13 protein-coding genes are annotated in these 16,781 nt (G+C 42.0%); 7 read left to right on the top strand and 6 right to left on the bottom strand.

Going from position 1 to position 16,781, the window contains the following annotated elements; all coding sequences use genetic code 11:
- Positions 1-175: 175 nt before the first annotated feature.
- Together L990_RS17915 and L990_RS17920 are read right to left on the bottom strand one after the other, a co-directional pair.
- Positions 176-1,393 carry a tetratricopeptide repeat protein gene (locus L990_RS17915; protein WP_047452241.1) on the bottom strand — a complete coding sequence of 406 codons (1,218 nt, stop codon included), beginning with the start codon at positions 1,391-1,393 and terminating at the stop codon, positions 176-178.
- A gap of 266 nt (positions 1,394-1,659) precedes the next feature.
- Entirely contained in the window at positions 1,660-2,145 is a 486-nt protein-coding gene (locus L990_RS17920) for a hypothetical protein (RefSeq protein ID WP_047452243.1), read from the bottom strand.
- Between the two features lie 295 nt (positions 2,146-2,440).
- Here L990_RS17920 and L990_RS17925 point away from each other — a divergent pair, with 295 nt between their 5' ends.
- A complete protein-coding gene (locus tag L990_RS17925; RefSeq protein WP_052181138.1) occupies positions 2,441-3,898 on the top strand; it encodes a phosphatase PAP2 family protein in 1,458 nt (485 codons plus the stop codon).
- A gap of 46 nt (positions 3,899-3,944) precedes the next feature.
- Here L990_RS17925 and L990_RS17930 read toward each other — a convergent pair whose 3' ends face one another.
- The 3 genes from L990_RS17930 to L990_RS17940 all read right to left on the bottom strand — a co-directional run bounded on the left by L990_RS17930 (position 3,945) and on the right by L990_RS17940 (position 7,603).
- Complete coding sequence (locus tag L990_RS17930) at positions 3,945-6,320, bottom strand: DUF5686 and carboxypeptidase-like regulatory domain-containing protein (RefSeq protein ID WP_047452245.1); 2,376 nt, start codon at positions 6,318-6,320, stop codon at positions 3,945-3,947.
- Positions 6,321-6,469: 149 nt separating this feature from the next.
- The gene (locus L990_RS17935; RefSeq protein WP_047452246.1) at positions 6,470-6,886 is read right to left on the bottom strand and encodes a DUF4348 domain-containing protein; all 417 of its coding nucleotides are present in this window, start codon (positions 6,884-6,886) and stop codon (positions 6,470-6,472) included.
- Between the two features lie 69 nt (positions 6,887-6,955).
- On the bottom strand, positions 6,956-7,603 hold the full coding sequence (locus L990_RS17940; protein ID WP_197057335.1) for a MarC family protein: 648 nt from the start codon (positions 7,601-7,603) through the stop codon (positions 6,956-6,958).
- A gap of 170 nt (positions 7,604-7,773) precedes the next feature.
- On the opposite strand from L990_RS17940, the gene L990_RS19520 reads away from it, so the two are divergent.
- The 4 genes from L990_RS19520 (at position 7,774) to L990_RS17960 (ending at position 12,393) form a co-directional block, all read left to right on the top strand.
- Positions 7,774-8,391: a TetR/AcrR family transcriptional regulator gene (locus L990_RS19520; protein WP_052181139.1), complete on the top strand. Its 618-nt coding sequence runs from the start codon at positions 7,774-7,776 to the stop codon at positions 8,389-8,391.
- A 63-nt stretch (positions 8,392-8,454) separates the two neighbouring features.
- Positions 8,455-9,459, top strand: a complete 1,005-nt coding sequence (locus L990_RS17950; RefSeq protein ID WP_047452248.1) for an HlyD family secretion protein — start codon at positions 8,455-8,457, stop codon at positions 9,457-9,459.
- A 113-nt stretch (positions 9,460-9,572) separates the two neighbouring features.
- Positions 9,573-11,090: a DHA2 family efflux MFS transporter permease subunit gene (locus L990_RS17955; RefSeq protein ID WP_052181148.1), complete on the top strand. Its 1,518-nt coding sequence runs from the start codon at positions 9,573-9,575 to the stop codon at positions 11,088-11,090.
- On the top strand, positions 11,083-12,393 hold the full coding sequence (locus L990_RS17960; RefSeq protein ID WP_081981810.1) for a TolC family protein: 1,311 nt from the start codon (positions 11,083-11,085) through the stop codon (positions 12,391-12,393). Before L990_RS17955 ends, L990_RS17960 begins: the two co-directional genes overlap by 8 nt.
- 53 nt (positions 12,394-12,446) lie before the next feature.
- Here the strand turns inward: L990_RS17960 and L990_RS19525 are convergent, their stop codons facing one another.
- Positions 12,447-13,811, bottom strand: coding sequence for an OmpA family protein (locus L990_RS19525; RefSeq protein ID WP_081981812.1), 1,365 nt, complete (start codon positions 13,809-13,811; stop codon positions 12,447-12,449).
- Between the two features lie 505 nt (positions 13,812-14,316).
- Here L990_RS19525 and L990_RS17970 point away from each other — a divergent pair.
- On the top strand, positions 14,317-15,633 hold the full coding sequence (locus L990_RS17970; RefSeq protein ID WP_047452252.1) for a glycosyltransferase family 4 protein: 1,317 nt from the start codon (positions 14,317-14,319) through the stop codon (positions 15,631-15,633).
- A 23-nt stretch (positions 15,634-15,656) separates the two neighbouring features.
- Positions 15,657-16,730: a non-hydrolyzing UDP-N-acetylglucosamine 2-epimerase gene (gene wecB, locus L990_RS17975; protein WP_047452254.1), complete on the top strand. Its 1,074-nt coding sequence runs from the start codon at positions 15,657-15,659 to the stop codon at positions 16,728-16,730.
- Positions 16,731-16,781: the final 51 nt, after the last annotated feature.

Raw genomic sequence — 16,781 nt, forward strand, 5'->3', positions numbered from 1 at the left:
ACAAGTTTGATTATGCGTGGCTTGTAGAGACGCATTGCATGCGTCTCCCTTTTTTCGGCAGGATCTGTTTCTGCTTTAGGCCGTTTAATGCGAGGTATTCCCAATAAAGGAGACGCGAGCATCGCGTCTCTACATGCTTGATTATACGTTGCCACGCCTGCATCTACTGCTGCTGCTATCTTGTTAGTGGCTGCTTTTCCGTGTTATACAGAAATTCTTTTATCTGAATGTCTGTTTGATTTTCCTTTAGAAGCTCCTCGCGTACCTGCTGGTAGTAGGCAAGGGCGTTGGTTCTATCTCCTTTAAGGTCGTAGCAGAAGCCAATGGTGCGGAGGCTGTAGTAGTTGGGAAACTCTTTGGTTTTGGCGTCAGATGCAAGATCCTTCTTACAGTATTTGATAGCCTCGTCGTAGTTCCCGTTAAGGAAATGGTACCAACCCCATTCGTAGGGAAGCCTAGAACAGGTGGGGAGATCTTTACTCCACTTATCCAGCGTAATCTTTACTAGTGGGAGATTGGCGAGGTTGATAATCTTGAAGTTGAAGTCCATGTTCATTCCATGCACAAGGGGAAGAAGGGCGTAGAAGTAGTACTGTTCAATTTTTGTGGAATCTACGTTGGTATAGTATAGCTTGGGTGACTCCTTTTCGAGAAGGTTGGCAAAATCGAACTTGGGGAGTTGCCCTAGCTGGTTTAGCTGAACCACCTCGCAATGCTCCTCGTTGGCAAAGGCATCGTCTACAAAGCTCTTATGCTCGCCCCCGGTAAGTACTACCACCCGCTTGGCCTTATACTTGGCAATGCTTGCTTTAATGTTGTTGCACATCTTAGCGTTTCGCGTAACGGCATGCAGGTTAAAGGGGCTATCGCCAAACACGGAAATTGATATCCGGTAGTTTTCGCGGTTAACGTTGTTATACTCCTGCCCATTCCAGAAGTTGATGTCGAGCTCCTTGTTTTGGTAGGGGTTGCCATACTTGCTGCTAAAGTTCTTCAGCAGCTCGCTGTTTTGTTCGAGCGAGTCGGCCTTTTTGATAAGAAGCTGGTAGGCTTCAAGCTTACCTAGCGAGTCTCGTTCAGCGCGGTCGTCGTTTTTATCGTCCCACCAGTCTATGGGCGCAACGGCTATCTTATTGATGTCGCCGTAGGCAGTTGCCAGCATCATCTCGCGGAGGTAGGGCTCGGTTCTAAACTCTTGAGGGCGTATTTCCACGCAAATAAGGTCGGGCTTAAAGGCGGCAACGGCAGCCATCATGTCGGCGAACGAATACTTGGAGGTGCTATGACCATTGTGTATGGTTCCAAGTGTAAGCACCTTAGTTTTGGCGCTTTTGCCACAAAAGGCGGTAAATCCTATCGCCACTAGTAGCGATAGCAGAAGAATCTTTTTCATTGTTGATAATATTTACTGGTTATAGTTTAGTATATGCTAGACGATGAAATTGGAAAAATATTACACGCTAGCGAGTTTTTTTTCTTTTGGTCGTTGCTTTCGTGCTGCTACGCTTTGTTTGGTGTATTGCGGAAATTTAGGTTTTGCTTTTTTAAGGTTTATCGGCTGGGTTAAAAAGAAGAACCCCCAACCAACATGATAGTCGGCTAGGGGTGCTGCGTTTAGTCAAAATATCGTTTTCGGGGGTAATGCTACCTCCTTCATGCTTAGTCGATAAAGGTTTTGATACGCTCGCTCTTGATGTCGGCAGGATCGTTGCTTTCGTGAAGGTAGATTAGGCCATCCCAAGCACGCTTCGATTTTGCGCCCATCCAGTTGTCAAAAGCCTTGTGGTAGTCGATCTGCTCCATGTCGCAGCCGTTTTGTATACCTTCAAGAATACCGGTAACGATAAGCTCCTTGGTATCTTGCGATGGGTTTTGGAATGCTTGCTCAATTCTGTCGAAAAGCTCGTATAGCAGTCCGGTATCGTCGCTGCGGTACTTTTCGATGATATAGTCTACCACGGTGATAATGTCTACAAGGTCTTGGCGATTCTCTGCGTAAGAGCCTTCGTACTCCTCTTCAATCGTGTTTTCCCAGTAAGCTTTAAGCTCAGAATTGGCGTTTACAATGAGGTTAATAGCCTCATCAACGGTGGTCTTCCCCTCTTCGTTCACTTCCTCTAAAAACTCGCGTTCTTGTTCTTGCATGGTAGTTTTTCGCTTTATATTTTGCTCAAAAATACTAAAACATTGTAGAAAATTTGGCGACCGAAAGGAGGCTAATTTGCTAAAGTTTCATATAGAAAATGGTTGGGCTTAGCTGCTAACTAGTTACTCGGGGCAAAAATAGTCCCCTTTCTGCATTATTTTTTGGGCTTGCCGAAAACTCAGTCCAAAGATTCTGGCAATAATTCTGGCTCTTTGCGTTTCTTTTTTGTTAGGAGTGTGGGGCTTGCTCCATCTCTCGATTTTTAGGGAAGTATTAGCAGTAAAACGACTCGAGATGAAAGCCATTAATAGTTTTCAGGTAAGATTCTGGGTGCTTTTTTTGTTGGCAATACCAGCTCTGTCTCATGCTCAGTATGCCGATAGGTATGAACGGGTGGTATTTGATACCACTAAAAAGGAGGTTCGCTACGCGCCTCTTTCCGATCCTTTTCGTAATGAACCGTTGGAAAATAGCTTTCAGCGAATTACCACCAGCCGGGCATTTCAGATATCCTACATTCCTATCGGGCTATTTACTTTTTCGGCCTTAGCCTCTAAAAGCGACGACTACGTGCACTCGGCTCGTAACTATAACGTTCCTAACTTTAGCTACCGATACGACGATTATCTGCAGTATGCACCGGGTGTTTTAACCTACGGATTAAAGGCCTTAGGCGTTGACGGGCGTAGCTCGTGGGGGCGATTGGCTACGTCTACCGCTTTTTCGAGCGTTGTTATGGGAATTACTGTAAACACCCTAAAAGGAAGCGTGAGTAAAAGGCGCCCCGATGGTTCCGCCAACAACTCCTTCCCTTCGGGGCATACCACCATGGCCTTTATGATGGCCACTTGGCTGCATAAGGAGTATGGCGTTACCCGTAGTCCTTTATATAGCATCTTTGGATATGCCACTGCAACATCAATTGCGATGGGGAGGGTTATGAACAACAAGCACTGGCTTTCGGATGTGGTTGCGGGTGCCGGATTGGGCATTTTGTCTACGAATCTGGGTTACTATTTTGGAGATTTGATTTATCGGGATAAAGGAATATCGAGTAGGGCTATTAACCAAGCTTTACCGCCCACCGATTTCAGGCCTAGCTTTTGGAATATCAGCTCGGGCTACTCCATCCTGAATAGCCTTATAGAGCTGGATAAGGGAACGAACATAACGCTAAATCCCGGTTTTTGCGTAAGCACCGAAGGCGCATGGTTTTTAAATTCTTACGTAGGCTTGGGCGCAAAATTTTCTGTAAATACCAGCACGTTGAGTCTCAACCAGTCTTCTTTTTTAGAGAATCAGCCACTTTTTAAGGATCAGGTAGACTACATTCAACCTGGTAGCATGTCGGTGGTGCACTTTTTTGTGGGTCCCTATTTCTCTTATCCTATATCCCGTAGGTTTTATTTAAATACTAAGCTTATTGGAGGGTATGCATCCTCTTCGGCTTCGGAGATTGTTTTTGTAAAGAAGATAGCCGATGCAGCAGGTAATCCCGAAAAGGTGGTTGGCTACAAATCTAAAAAGGACAGCCATTGGGGTTTTGAGACAGGTGTTGCAGCGGTGACGATGGTTTCTCGTAGTATGGGACTTCGTTTTTTTGCAGATTATTCGGTAAGCGTTGCTCGTCCTCGTTACGCTCAAATACTAGATATTAATGCGGGTATTCCATCTTACTCTCCGTTTAAAGATAGCCACGATGCTACTCAGAACTTGGTAGTGGGAATTGGGATTAACGCTTTCTTTGATTAGCATACTAAAAGAAATAGAGCGAGCCAGCGGCTCGCTCTTGCTTATGCTAGAAGTCGAACTCCATTTTAAGCTTATATGCCAGCGTTTTATCTATTGGCTTGTCCACGGCATCGCCGTAGGCGGCAAACACGCCCGCGCCAAATCCAAGATAGAAAACGTTGAATACCTTTTGGCGTAGCACGTTTCCAATAATAATCCCCGACTCAAAGTAGCCTTTCCGCATATCCTTTACATCGAGCATGTCGAAATCTTTGAGGCTAGCGAGCTCAGACCAACCTGCTGCCTGAAAGAGGGAGACGGTTGGCTTGAATTTCTTGGAGTTGTAAAGGAGCGAGCTTAGATCGTAGTAAAGGAATAGGTTGGCGTATCTATCGGAGGCATACTCGAAAGGTTTGGCGCAGTTAAATGAGTTGGAAACAAGAAACGGGAAGTAGCCCGTGTTGGTTCCGTTAGCCCCAAAGAGAAGGGAGTAGGGGGTATCTCCTTTAAGGGCACCTCCCAGCGCAGTGATTCGAAGGATACCTGCTTTCCTTATTTTAAATGCCTTGAACACTCCACCTTCGACGCTTAGGTAGCTGTAATCGCCAGCAAGCGTCTTTATCCCCTTTCTGATGTTAAGCCCCACAACGGGATAGTCTTGGGTGTCGAAGAAGGAGAGGTTAAAAAAGCGGGTTTCCTTTTCTTTTAATCCCAACCGGAGGTTTAGGCTGATCTCTGCGTTGTTACTCCAATGCTCTTGCTGCTGCACGCCTTTATAGAGGTAGCTGTACATTGGCGCAAAGTGTTGGTATGTAGCGGCCACCTTGTAGTCGATGTCCCAAGTGCGCGAGCTTACACCTATTTTGTGCTCCTCTACCTTATCGGCCCTATTAAGCAAAAAGCGATTTATAAAGCTGCTTCTTCGGTCGTCTACAAGGAAGATGGAGGTGGGCATCTCTAGGTCTTTTTTGTAGGCGTAGGTAAAGGAGGTTATGTGATCTTTGTGCGGATAGAGGGCTAGGTAGCCTCCGTACTTCCACTCCGCATCTTTTGTTCCATAGGCAAAGTAACCCCCTACTTTGAAGTAGTTGCTAATGGTTCTGTTGGTTTCGAGTCCTAAGCCCAACCGATGTTTTTCGTACTCGTTGGTGCTGTATAGCGATTTGATTGGCATGCATAGCGGACCAATAGGTAGCAGCCCCTGTCCAAAATATTCTATCCACGATTGTATGTTATCTAGGTTGCGCTTCTGGGCAATAACCTTATCCATGCGGAGGTAGGTAGAGGAGTCTTTGCGAGTAAGCGGGGTAGGCCTGTGCTCTTCGATGGTTTTGTAGGCTTTATCGGCGCTATCGGCAAGGGTGATGGTACTTTTCGTAACTTTTGATGGTGTGCGGGCTATGCTTACATCGTATACGCTTCCTATTCCCTCGTAGTAGGTATCCCCGTAGTTGGGCGGATAGTTTTTCAGCTCGTAGCGGTAGCGGTATTCGTCGGGGAACCATTTTCCTTTTTTGATGCTGTAGTGCTGCTCTATTTTTACATTTACTCCTGAGTTTATAGCGCGCTCTGCAACTACGTTCTGTATAGCCCATCCTTGGGTGCTAATGTGGATAAAACCTTTGAAACCTTCGAAGTTGGTGTTTCGTCGCGGGGTAAATTCAATGACGAAGGTGCTATCTTTTCCGGTAATGATGGTGTCTTTGATTTGGAAGAAGTAGTTCTTAGTACTATTAGCACTTATCGGGTTAAGCAGCTGCTTGTTGAATAGAGGGATGTAGGTGTTGTAAAAATGGAAGGGTTGGAAGATGGAGTTGGTGAGGGCAAAAAGAGGGTGCTTAAAGCCACTTACCCTGTTTGCAATAACCGTTTCCTTCGACTTGTCTTTGTAGCTGTAGCTTTTATCTACCACCGATTCGGTAATCATGAGGTTGGTTGTATCCATCAAAGATTTTAGGCGGACAGCATTTTTATTCTTTAGAAAGGGATCAATCCCAATGGTTGTCTTATTGTATATTCTGCAGGTGTAAGATGGATTTTCGTCTGGATTATTAAGCGGTATGTTGGCTATGGCGTTGCGAATAATTCGGTGAGCGGGATTTTCGGTTGGGTAAACGGTTACTTCGTTTATGGAGAAGGTTGATGGTGTTAGGAGTATCTCGTTGTTGGCAGCGTCGCGTCTAAGTGTCGAAATCGGGACAACTTTGGTCTCATACCCCATGTAGCTTACTATTAGCTGTTGGTCTTTTTCGGAAACGGAGAGGACGAACTGTCCGTTAAGCCGAGTTGTTGTACCTTTCGTATTTTGCTTATCAATAACGATGGTAGCAAAGGGGAGTGGCTTGCTGTTGCTACCATCTTTAACAACGCCTTCTAATCTGTTTTGAGAAAAGGAGAGAAGAGAAATACATAGTAGAACGGAGAGGGTTATGAGAAATTTCATTTGTATATTTTTACTATTATGAGCTGTAAAAATATACATTTTACAAACATGTGAAATATGGATGCTGTTTTTTATAGCCAATAGTTGTTACTGGCGGTTTTACCGCTTAAAAGCAGTTTCTACTTGTTTTATAAATTGTTGCTCGGAGGCTAAAGGTTAGTAGATGATATTGATACCAGCATCCACTTTCCCTTAATTCTTTTGAAGGTGCAAATGTTTTGGAAGCCGCTGTTGGGGATAAAAACTGTCTGGGTTACGGTTTCCTTTCCAACCGTTAGCTTCTTTTGGTACCTCTCCCCGTTAATAATGGTGTCTTTGGGGATGGTGTAGATTACGTTCCACCTTTCGGCGGGGATCTGAATGCTGCTAATGCCGCTTGGTGTCTCATCCTTTTGTGCAAGAGGAAACTTCACCCGGCTTCGTTGGAAGTTGCTGTCACTATAAAAACGCTTATAAAAGAGATTAAAATCTTCCTTATAATCCTTTTTCAGGGGCGTACAGCCAATTCCAACTACCAAAATAAGGAGTAGAGCCTTAACCTTTCCCATGATGTTGACTTTTATCATAACTTCATCCTTCAATTTACGAATAAGATGCGACAAATGCCAACCGAGAAAGGTTATATCTCCATGCGATTATTTTACTAAGAACTGGAGCATGTCCGTAACAATGGGGCGTAAACCGCTAAAGAAAAACTCTACGGCAATTACCATCACAATTAATCCCATAAGTCGCATCATCACGTTGTTGCCCGTTTCTCCTAGCACCTTTACGATTTTTGAAGAGCTGTATAGAATGATGTAGGTGAGGAGCATTACCACAGTTAGCGTAAGTATAAGTACCAGCTTGTGGCTAATGCTATGGGCATCTTCCATAAGAACGATGGCATTTGTTATGGCGCCTGGTCCGCAAATCATGGGTATGGCAAGCGGTGTAATTGCTATGTTGTTGACATACGATTTCACCTCCGAGTCTTTTATTTTGGTGCTGGTAAGGCGGGCGTTTAGCATGTCTAGTCCCATCATGAAGAATATAACGCCGCCCACAATCCGGAAGCTGTTGACAGAAATACCGAAGAACTTAAAAAGTAGCTGTCCGGAGAAGGCGAAAGCAAGAATGGTGATCATTGCCGCTACGGTTGCCTTTTTTGCCGTACGCGTTCTATCTACATCGCTAAGGGTCGATGTCATGGTCATGAAGATGGTCATTATCCCTAGCGGATTTATCAGTGTAAAAAAGGAGGTGAAGCACAGAAGCCCAAATCCAAGAAGTTCGCCAATCATTTAATTCGAATTAGTAGTGTTTATTATGCAAAATAGTGACAATATTTTGGGCTTGGTGAAAGAAATGCATTCTCTTTAAATAAGATTAAGCTCTATTTAAATGAATAATAGGTGATGTCGTTGTAATTTTGACCCGTTAAATGAAATGGTCAAATAGTTAGTAGCGTAATATGGTTCTTGTAACGCATCAAGGCGATAACTCAGATAGGTTGAATGCCATACTAGAAGCGGCGCAGCGGCGCTTTGGCATGTACGGATACGATAAGGTTACGGTTAGTGAAATTGCGGCCGACTTAAGTCTTTCAAAAGCTTCGATATACTACTATTTTCAGGATAAGCCGCAGCTTTTTGCCGCTGTGGTAGAGAAGGAGCATTTCCAGTTTGTGGAGTTGGTAAATGAGCAAATCGATCTTTTGGAGGATCCCCGAGATATGCTGTCGGTCTATTTGGATGTAAACGTGGAGCACTTTAGAAAGATGCTAAACCTTACTCGGCTAAAGCATTCCGACTATACCAACAAGCAGATGTATATCGATATTGTATCCCGATTCCGGCAACGGGAGGCAGAGATTATTCGTCGAATCCTTCAGAAGGGAGTTGATTCTGGCTTTTTCCGGATAGATGATCCAGAAAAGGTTGCTCATCTATTTTTGGATCTGCTAAAAGGGTTGCGGAAAATAAGCATCGGGTATAGGGATATCATTTATTTGGATGATGAAGAATTTCAGGGACTTGTTGTGAAACTGAAGCTTTTTGTCTCCATTTTTATAAAAGGAATAAGTGTGTAACACCACATATTAAAAGAGAGTTGCAATTTTATAAAGTAGCTAGTTAATTAATAAAAGAGGTAGATGGAAAAGGAAAGTAAGAAAAGCAAGAAAGTTTATATTCCTCTAATTGTCATTATTGCTGCAGTAATTGGGGCAGCGGTATATTACTATGTAGAATATTCAAAGTACATCTCTACTGATGACGCTAAGGTTGATTCTGATAATGTCTCGGTAAGTTCGAAAATTTTAGGTCGAATATCGACTTTATATGTTGATGAGCAAGATTCCGTTCATAAAGGGCAGCTAATCGCAGAACTTGATAGTGCAGATCTGGTATCACAAAAAATGCAGGCACAAGCGTTGGTTGGGCAGGCAGATGCTAATCAGGTGCAATCCGTTGCTAAGCTTAGGTATGACGAAGAAAATCTAAAAGTTTTAGAGGTTAACCTAGGGAAGGCTAAGGAAGATTATGGTAGGGCAAAGGAGCAAATCGCTGCAGATGTAATCACAAAGGAGCAGTTTGATCATGTCAAGAAGGCTTTCGAAACAGCATCGGCTCAGCTTAATGCTGCTAAAACACAGCTTGAAGTTTCCAAGGCTCAAATAGGAAGTGCAGGGGCAGCCGTTGCTAACGCTCATGCTCAGGTCGGAGTTCTTTCTGCTCAGCTGCGAAATACAAAGCTTTATGCGCCGATGGATGGCGTAATTGCAAAGCGCTGGTTACTTGCAGGTGATGTGGCGCAGCCAAGCCAGTCGATATTTACCGTAACCAATACCAATAAGTTGTGGGTTACGATGTTTATTGAGGAGACAAAACTTGCAGATGTGTATATTGGGCAACCTGCTATTTACAGCATTGATGCTTTTGAAGGTGTTCGGTTTACAGGTAAGGTGTATGCTATTAGCTCAAATACGGCGTCTCAGTTTTCTTTGATTCCTGCAAATAATGCTTCGGGAAACTTTACCAAGGTAACACAGCGTGTTGCTGTGAAGATATCTATAGATGGAACGGCAGATGGCTCTCCATTAACTAATTACCGTGTATTATCTGGGATGTCTGCTGTTGTTAAGCTAATTAAAAGGTAGATATGCGAAGGAAAATAACACCTTCTCATCGATTTAGACAGCTCATACGGAAGCGCCATCATGGTTATCATCCTCAGCATAACTCCTATAAGTGGTGGGTGCTGGCAAATGTAATGATTGGAACATTTATGGCAGTGCTCGATGCGACTATCGTCAATGTGGGGCTGCCTAAAATTATGGCATCGTTTGGTGTTGGTCTTGATAAAATCGAATGGGTTATAACCGCTTATATGCTTGCTATGGCCGTAATGCTGCCAACCGCTGGTTGGTTGGCTGATAGGTTTGGTTATAAGAGGCTTTACTTCTTGGGTTTACTTCTTTTTACATTTGGTTCATTCCTATGCGGGATGTCGGGTAATGAGAATATGCTTATTATTTCACGGATCATACAAGGGTTAGGGGCAGGTGCTATTCAACCTGTTGGTATGGCTATTGTAACAAGGGAATTTCCTCCGAAGCAACGAGGGGTTGCCCTTGGTTTTTGGGCTATTTCTGCAGCTGCATCAGTTTCGTTTGGTCCGCTGATCGGTGGCTATCTTGTTGATAAATTTAGCTGGCCTTTGATTTTTGATGTCAATGTACCAGTGGGGATTATTGGCTTATTGGCTACGCTCGTTATTCAGCGCGAGTATATTAACCGGAAGGTGAAAGGTTTCGATTTCTGGGGTTTTATAACCATTAGTATATTTCTTCCAGTGATTCTTTATGCCTTAACAGAGGGAAATGCTGCAACCAATTCGGCGGGGTGGCATGCTCCTTACATAATGGTTTGCTTTGCAATTGCAGCAGTAGCCTTTGTCGGTTTTATAACGGCTGAATTAACGGTTAAACATCCTTTGATAGATTTGAAACTACTGGCTAATCATAACTTTGGATTGGCTAATCTGGTCGTTTTTATTTTTAGCCTAGGTATGTTTGGGAGCACTTTTTTGATGCCAATATACCTTCAAAATGCATTAGGATATACTGCAATTCAATCTGGTGCAGTCTTTTTGCCTGTTGGAATTATTCAAGGTTTTATTTCGCCTATAGCAGGAATTGCCAGCGATAAAATAAATCCTAAGATACCTATAGCTCTAGGTTTAATGCTTTTGGCTACCTCGTTCTTTCTCAATTCGAAGCTTTCGTTTCTTACAGAACGCGATTTTATAATGCTAAGCTTATATCTGAGAGGGTTAGGAATGGGGATGCTGTTTACTCCGCTTAGTGCAATTTCCTTGTCAGAAATTCCGAGAGATAAGATGGGACAAGCTTCTGGTATTTCTAATGTCGTAAGGCAGCTGGCTGGGAGTTTTGGTGTTGCAATTTTGGCCACCATGCTTACAACTCGGGTGAACTATCATACCGAAATGTATTCTCAGAGTGTTAATTCTCAGTCTGAAATTTATAAAGAGGTGGCTAGGAACTCATCAACATACATTCGTACTAATGCGGGATATTCTCCAGCAAATGCTCAGCTGCTAGGTCGATCTGTAATTTCTCAGCATCTGTCTAAAGAGGCTTATATACAAGGAGTAGATGACGATTTTCTTTTAGCAGGGGTTTTTACATTATTGGGAGGCATTCCGCTTTTTTGGCTTCACACAAAAAAGAGTAAAACAAAACAAGAAAAGGGAGTTCATTATGAATAGAAAAGTGCTATTGATATCTGTGATGGTGTGCTTTATTTCCATCAGTTTTGTTGGCGCTGTAAATGCGCAGGTTGCGGATTCTTTAATTTTGGCAAGTGCTATAAAGGAGGCTGTAAACTCACATCCTACCATATTGCAGGCCCAAGAGGCGCTGAAGATGGCAGATGCAAGAATTGCGCTTTCAAAATCTAACTATTTGCCAACGGTTGAAGGGAACGCTACCTTTTCAAGCATAGGTCCAGTTCCAAGTGTTGAATTTGCAGGAAAGTCTTTTAAAATGGCTCCTCAAAATTCGTATAATGCAGGAGTTACCGTTAGCCAGTTGGTATACGATTTTGGACGGAATTCGAATGGTGATGCAGTCGAAGAAGAAAGTAAAAACTTGGCAGGAATTAATATAGAGCAGGCGAAGCAGCGTATTGCAGCATCTGTTGTAAACAGTTTTTTTACTCTAGTTTATCTTCAGAATGCTATAGCCATTAAAGAAGAGCAGCTACGTACATTAAATAGACATCTCGAATTTATTTTGAAGAAAAAGGAGACGGGATCGGCAACCGAATATGAGGTTCTATCAACAAAGGTCAGAATTAGTAGTATCGAAAGTCAGAAAACTGATATAGAAGCGGCTAAAGGTATTCAGCAAAGCGTGATGAATACGCTATTAGGTCGAGACGTAAATGCTGTGATTGTGGTTGCTAATAGCATTAGTTCTCAATCTTTAGGAATGAATTTGGAGTCTGTTTATAATCATGCTTTATCCAATAGGCGTGATTTGATGGCAATTTATGAAAAAACCAAAATCGCAGAATTGCGCTATAAGTTTACTCGATCGCAAAATAATCCAACCTTAGCAGCATTTGCAACCGGTGGTGTAAAAAATGGTTATACGCCTTATCTAGGAGATCCTAAGTTAAATTATGTCGTAGGGATATCATTAAAAGTTCCAATTTTTGATGCTAATAAAAAGGAGAATAATACATTATTAGCTCAGTCTTCTATTGTAAGTAGCAGGTTGGATGAGGAGTTGATGCGACGTAGTATAAGTACAGAGATTGTAGAAGCACGTTTAAATATCGAATCAGCAGAAAAAAAAGTAAAGCAAATAGAATTACAGCTTCAGCAGGCTATTAAGGCTTTACATTTAGCAGAAGTAAGCTACAAAAGTGGGGTTATTACAAATTTAGATTTGTTAGATGCAACAACATCTTTGTCTGAAAGTCAACTGAATTTTTTAAAGTCAAAAGTTGATTATACAATTAGTACATATCGCCTTAAAGTAGCAATGGGAGATAATCTTTATTGATGTTTACATATAAAAAAGGGGGAGTTAAAACTCCCCCTTTTTTATATGTATTCCTAGAATACTAGGAAAATTTCAGATCTACGGTTTAGTATTCGTCCTTTCCTTGTTGCGTTGTCTGCAACTGGATTTTCAGAACCCTTACCTAGCGTGGTAATTCTATCTGCAGCAATGCCCTTCTTTATTAAGTAATCTCTTACAGCTTTGGCTCGAGATTCAGAAAGAGGATTGTTGATGTTATCGTTACCAGTTATGTCTGTATAGCCATAAATTGTGGCTCCGTATTCAGGATTCTCATTAAGTTTCTTAACGACGTTGTCAAGAGTCTTAAATGATTCTTTCTTTAAATCAGCTTTGTTGAGTTCAAACTGAATATTTGGAGGTAGTGGGTGTTCCTCCTTATTTGGTTGAACTGCAACAGGGCATCCATTATTAGATGCTGGACCTGCTTCATTTGGACATCTGTCGTCAATATCAGGTACTCCATCTCCATCAGTGTCAGGGCAACCTTGGAATCGAACTAATCCAGGAGTGTCTGGGCATCTGTCGTCGATATCAGCGACACCATCACCGTCTCTATCAGGACAACCTTTTAGAGCTGCAGGACCTGCTGCGTCTGGGCATCTATCTTCACTGTCAATTATACCGTCGCCATCGCGGTCTGGACATCCTTGATTTTCTACGGTACCTGCTTCATTAGGACATTTATCGTCGGCATCAGCAATACCATCTCCATCAGTGTCAGGACAACCTTTAAGTGCAACGACACCAGGAACGGTTGGACATAAGTCGTACTTGTCTTTTACACCATCCTTATCTTGATCTCGCATCTTTCCGAAGCTAAATACAAATCCTACTGAATGGGCTGCGTACTGTTCGTTATGGCCATTCGTTGGTTGGTGGTCGCGTTTGTCATGGCTGGTAAAGTTGTATAGCAGCTGATACTGCAATGCAAACCAGTTTGTAATGTTTAATTTTAAACCTCCACCGACAGGAATAATGTAGTCTCTACCGTTCCATACTCTATTGCCATGATAGTGAGCCATCCCCACCCCTGCAGATATGTAAGGAGTAACCAAGGCATCTTCTTTAAATATGTACCCATTCGATAATTTGTAGGTTAGAAGAAGACTGACATCAAACTTCTCTCCAAAAAAACGACGATCAGGCGTTTTTTTATACCCGTATTCGCCATACGAAGAGTAAACACCTAAATCAAATGATGGATTAAGATAGCGATTGATAGAAATCGCACCGAAAGGATAAAAAGCTTTGTCGAATTTAATGAAGGCATTCCCTAAATCACCGTTGTACTCGGTTTTACCTCCAAAGAGTCCTATCGACCACTTGTGATCTGAATTTTGGGCGCTTGCCACAGCTACTGTGCATGCAATGAGCCCCATCAAAATAAACTTTCTCATAGATATAAACTAAGTCGTCCTACTCGTAAGGCTTTTCGGAATCGCCCCGTTTTTTAAGTGGTGTCATGCCTCCACATTCAATTGCATTAGCAGTTTAATGCTAAACCTTACAGATAGAACACAAGTCGTTGGTTGTGTTCAATTTTTATTGAGCTAAAAGTTTGTTGGTGTTAACTATAATTAGCTTTAGTCTTATTCTGTAATGTCGCGTAAACTTGCTCGCGCTATATTCTCTTGATGTTATTGCTAACATTATTCTAGTTTCTCATTATATCTCTCTGAAAAAATTTACTTGTTAAATTTTTGGAGGTTTATCTTACTCATATTTTGTGAATCCAATTTACGGTATGACGACTACGTAAGTCAATGGATATGTTTTATTGACTCCTTGATTTTAAGAATGAAAAACTCTTTTTGAATTATTTTAATGATTTATTGTAGGTGTTCGTTGTGTTGATTGCTGGCGCATAATTTTTAACTTCGCAAGCATAACGCGTTAGCTGCAATGATTTTGAAAAAAGCTCTTATTATTACCTACTACTGGCCTCCAAGTGGCGGAGCAGGAGTTCAACGTTGGCTTAAGTTTGTAAAGTATTTGAGGAATTTTGGTTATGAACCAGTTATTTATACTGCAGAGAATGGCGAAATGCCAGTTTATGATCCGTCTCTACAACATGACATCCCGGCAGGTATTGAGGTAATTAGAACAAAAATATGGGAGCCATACCATTTGTATCGAAAACTTGTTGGACATAAATCTCAGGATAAGTTAAACACAGGGTTTTTATCAGAAACTTCAAAGCCAAAATTTTCGCAGAAATTTGGAATTTGGGTGAGAGGAAATTTTTTTATTCCAGATGCTCGTTGTTTTTGGATTAAGCCTTCGGTAAAATACTTGTCGCGATACTTAAAAGAGCATCCTGTAGATGTTATTATATCAACAGGACCTCCGCATTCTATGCATATGATTGCGCTAGATCTCAAAAAGAAACTTAACGTTCCTTGGGTTGCCGATTTTAGAGATCCTTGGACAAATATTGATTTCTATAAGGATTTGATGCTCACAAAATTGGCGGATTATAGGCATTGTGTGATGGAGCGTAAAGTTGTGAGGGGTGCCGATTATGTGGTAACTGTTACCAAGCAAGATAGGGACGATTACATTAAACTTGGAGCCAGAAAAGCAACTACCATTACCAATGGTTATGACGATGATGATTTTAAAGCTGGCGATGTAAAGCCTGACGAGATGTTTACCCTTTCTCATATAGGAACGATACCTCCGTCTCGTAATCCAGAAGCATTGTGGAAAGCAATTTCTTCTCTAGTCAAAAGAAATACGGATTTTGCAAAAGACTTCAGGCTTAAGTTGGTTGGTAAGGTGGATGTTTCCGTTCGGGATATGATTAATAGGTATGGGCTTCGTAGTAATGTTGTTTTTATAGATTACTTGCCTCATGCAGAAGCTGTGCAGCAGCAGCTAAAGTCAAGAGTGTTGCTCCTTTTGGTAAATAATACGCCTAATGCTAAAGGAATTCTTACAGGTAAATTTTTTGAGTACTTGGCAAGTCGGCGTCCAGTTCTCGCAATAGGACCTGTTGATGGAGAAGTTGCGTCTGTTTTGCAAGATACAGGAGCAGGTTTTTGCTCTGATTTTGCTGATGCAGATACTCTATCTGCAAATTTAGAAAGTCTTTATGAGCAGTACCGACTAAATGGAGATTGCCTGTTGAATTCTTCTGGGGCTTCCCAGTTCTCTCGTTATAATTTAACTCGCCAAATGGCAGCTGTGTTAGATGTCGTTACGGCAACAAGAGGGTAGTGAACAATTTTATTTGAAAAGAAATGAGGAAGATAATTACAATAGTTGGAGCTCGTCCCCAATTCGTAAAAGCCGCAGCGGTGTCGCGTGCTATTGCGAAAACAAGCATTAAAGAAGTGCTGGTCCACACCGGGCAGCATTTTGATAAGAATATGTCCGATGTTTTTTTCGAGGAGATGGAAATCCCTGTTCCTAACTATAATCTGGACATACATAGTCTGAGCCACGGTGCAATGACTGGGCGAATGATTGAAAAGATTGAGGAGATTCTTCTGGTCGAAAAACCTGATGGATTGATGGTTTATGGGGATACTAATTCAACTTTGGCTGGAGCCATTGCTGCATCAAAATTACATATCCCAATTATCCATGTAGAAGCTGGTTTAAGATCCTTCAATATGATGATGCCAGAGGAGGTTAACCGTATTCTTACAGATCGCATATCGAGCCTTTTGTTTTGTCCCACCGATGCCGCAATATCAAATCTAAAGAGGGAAGGATTTGATGGCTATGGGGCAAAGGTGGTTAAAAATGGAGATGTAATGCAGGATGCTGCGCTTTTCTATGCTGCTCGTTCTGCTGCTAAATCTCGCATTATTTCAGATCTAGGGTTGGAGAGTGGATTTGTGTTAGCTACGCTACATCGACAAGAAAATACGGACGATCCACAAAAATTACGATCAATAATAAATGGGTTAAATGCTGTAAATCGAGAGGCGCGAGTCGTGGTTCCTCTACACCCCAGAACTCGTAGCATATTAGCGAAACAGGGGATAAATCCAGAGTTTGATGTTGTTGATCCTGTTGGATATTTTGATATGGTTGAACTACTTAAGCATTGCTCTCTGGTCGTTACTGATAGCGGAGGTGTTCAGAAAGAAGCCTTCTTTTTTAGGAAGCCATGCATAACAGTTCGAGAACAAACAGAGTGGGTTGAACTCGTTGATGGAGGTTTTAATACCTTGGTTGGCGCAGATACTAACCTGTTGATTAGTGCGTTTAATCAGGCAAAAAATAAAAAATGCAATTTTGATGTTAACCTTTACGGGAACGGGGTGGCATCTCAAATTGTGGCACAGGAGATTGAAGCTTTTTAGTTCATTTAAAAGCCATTCATCTTTAGAAATCGAAATGTTTTTTACTTTTAC

Origin of the sequence: Alistipes sp. ZOR0009 (assembly GCF_000798815.1) — a bacterium.
Taxonomy (GTDB): Bacteria; Bacteroidota; Bacteroidia; order Bacteroidales; family ZOR0009; genus Acetobacteroides.

Excerpts from the sequence above, each read along its gene's own strand:
- L990_RS17950 (WP_047452248.1), top strand. The coding sequence starts at position 8,455 with ATGGAAAAGGAAAGTAAGAAAAGCAAGAAAGTTTATATTCCTCTAATT.
- L990_RS17920 (WP_047452243.1), bottom strand. The coding sequence starts at position 2,145 with ATGCAAGAACAAGAACGCGAGTTTTTAGAGGAAGTGAACGAAGAGGGG.
- L990_RS17970 (WP_047452252.1), top strand. The coding sequence starts at position 14,317 with ATGATTTTGAAAAAAGCTCTTATTATTACCTACTACTGGCCTCCAAGT.
- L990_RS17930 (WP_047452245.1), bottom strand. The coding sequence starts at position 6,320 with ATGAAATTTCTCATAACCCTCTCCGTTCTACTATGTATTTCTCTTCTC.
- wecB (WP_047452254.1), top strand. The coding sequence starts at position 15,657 with ATGAGGAAGATAATTACAATAGTTGGAGCTCGTCCCCAATTCGTAAAA.
- L990_RS17915 (WP_047452241.1), bottom strand. The coding sequence starts at position 1,393 with ATGAAAAAGATTCTTCTGCTATCGCTACTAGTGGCGATAGGATTTACC.
- L990_RS17935 (WP_047452246.1), bottom strand. The coding sequence starts at position 6,886 with ATGATAAAAGTCAACATCATGGGAAAGGTTAAGGCTCTACTCCTTATT.
- L990_RS17925 (WP_052181138.1), top strand. The coding sequence starts at position 2,441 with ATGAAAGCCATTAATAGTTTTCAGGTAAGATTCTGGGTGCTTTTTTTG.
- L990_RS17940 (WP_197057335.1), bottom strand. The coding sequence starts at position 7,603 with ATGATTGGCGAACTTCTTGGATTTGGGCTTCTGTGCTTCACCTCCTTT.
- L990_RS17955 (WP_052181148.1), top strand. The coding sequence starts at position 9,573 with ATGATTGGAACATTTATGGCAGTGCTCGATGCGACTATCGTCAATGTG.
- L990_RS19525 (WP_081981812.1), bottom strand. The coding sequence starts at position 13,811 with ATGAGAAAGTTTATTTTGATGGGGCTCATTGCATGCACAGTAGCTGTG.
- L990_RS19520 (WP_052181139.1), top strand. The coding sequence starts at position 7,774 with ATGGTTCTTGTAACGCATCAAGGCGATAACTCAGATAGGTTGAATGCC.
- L990_RS17960 (WP_081981810.1), top strand. The coding sequence starts at position 11,083 with ATGAATAGAAAAGTGCTATTGATATCTGTGATGGTGTGCTTTATTTCC.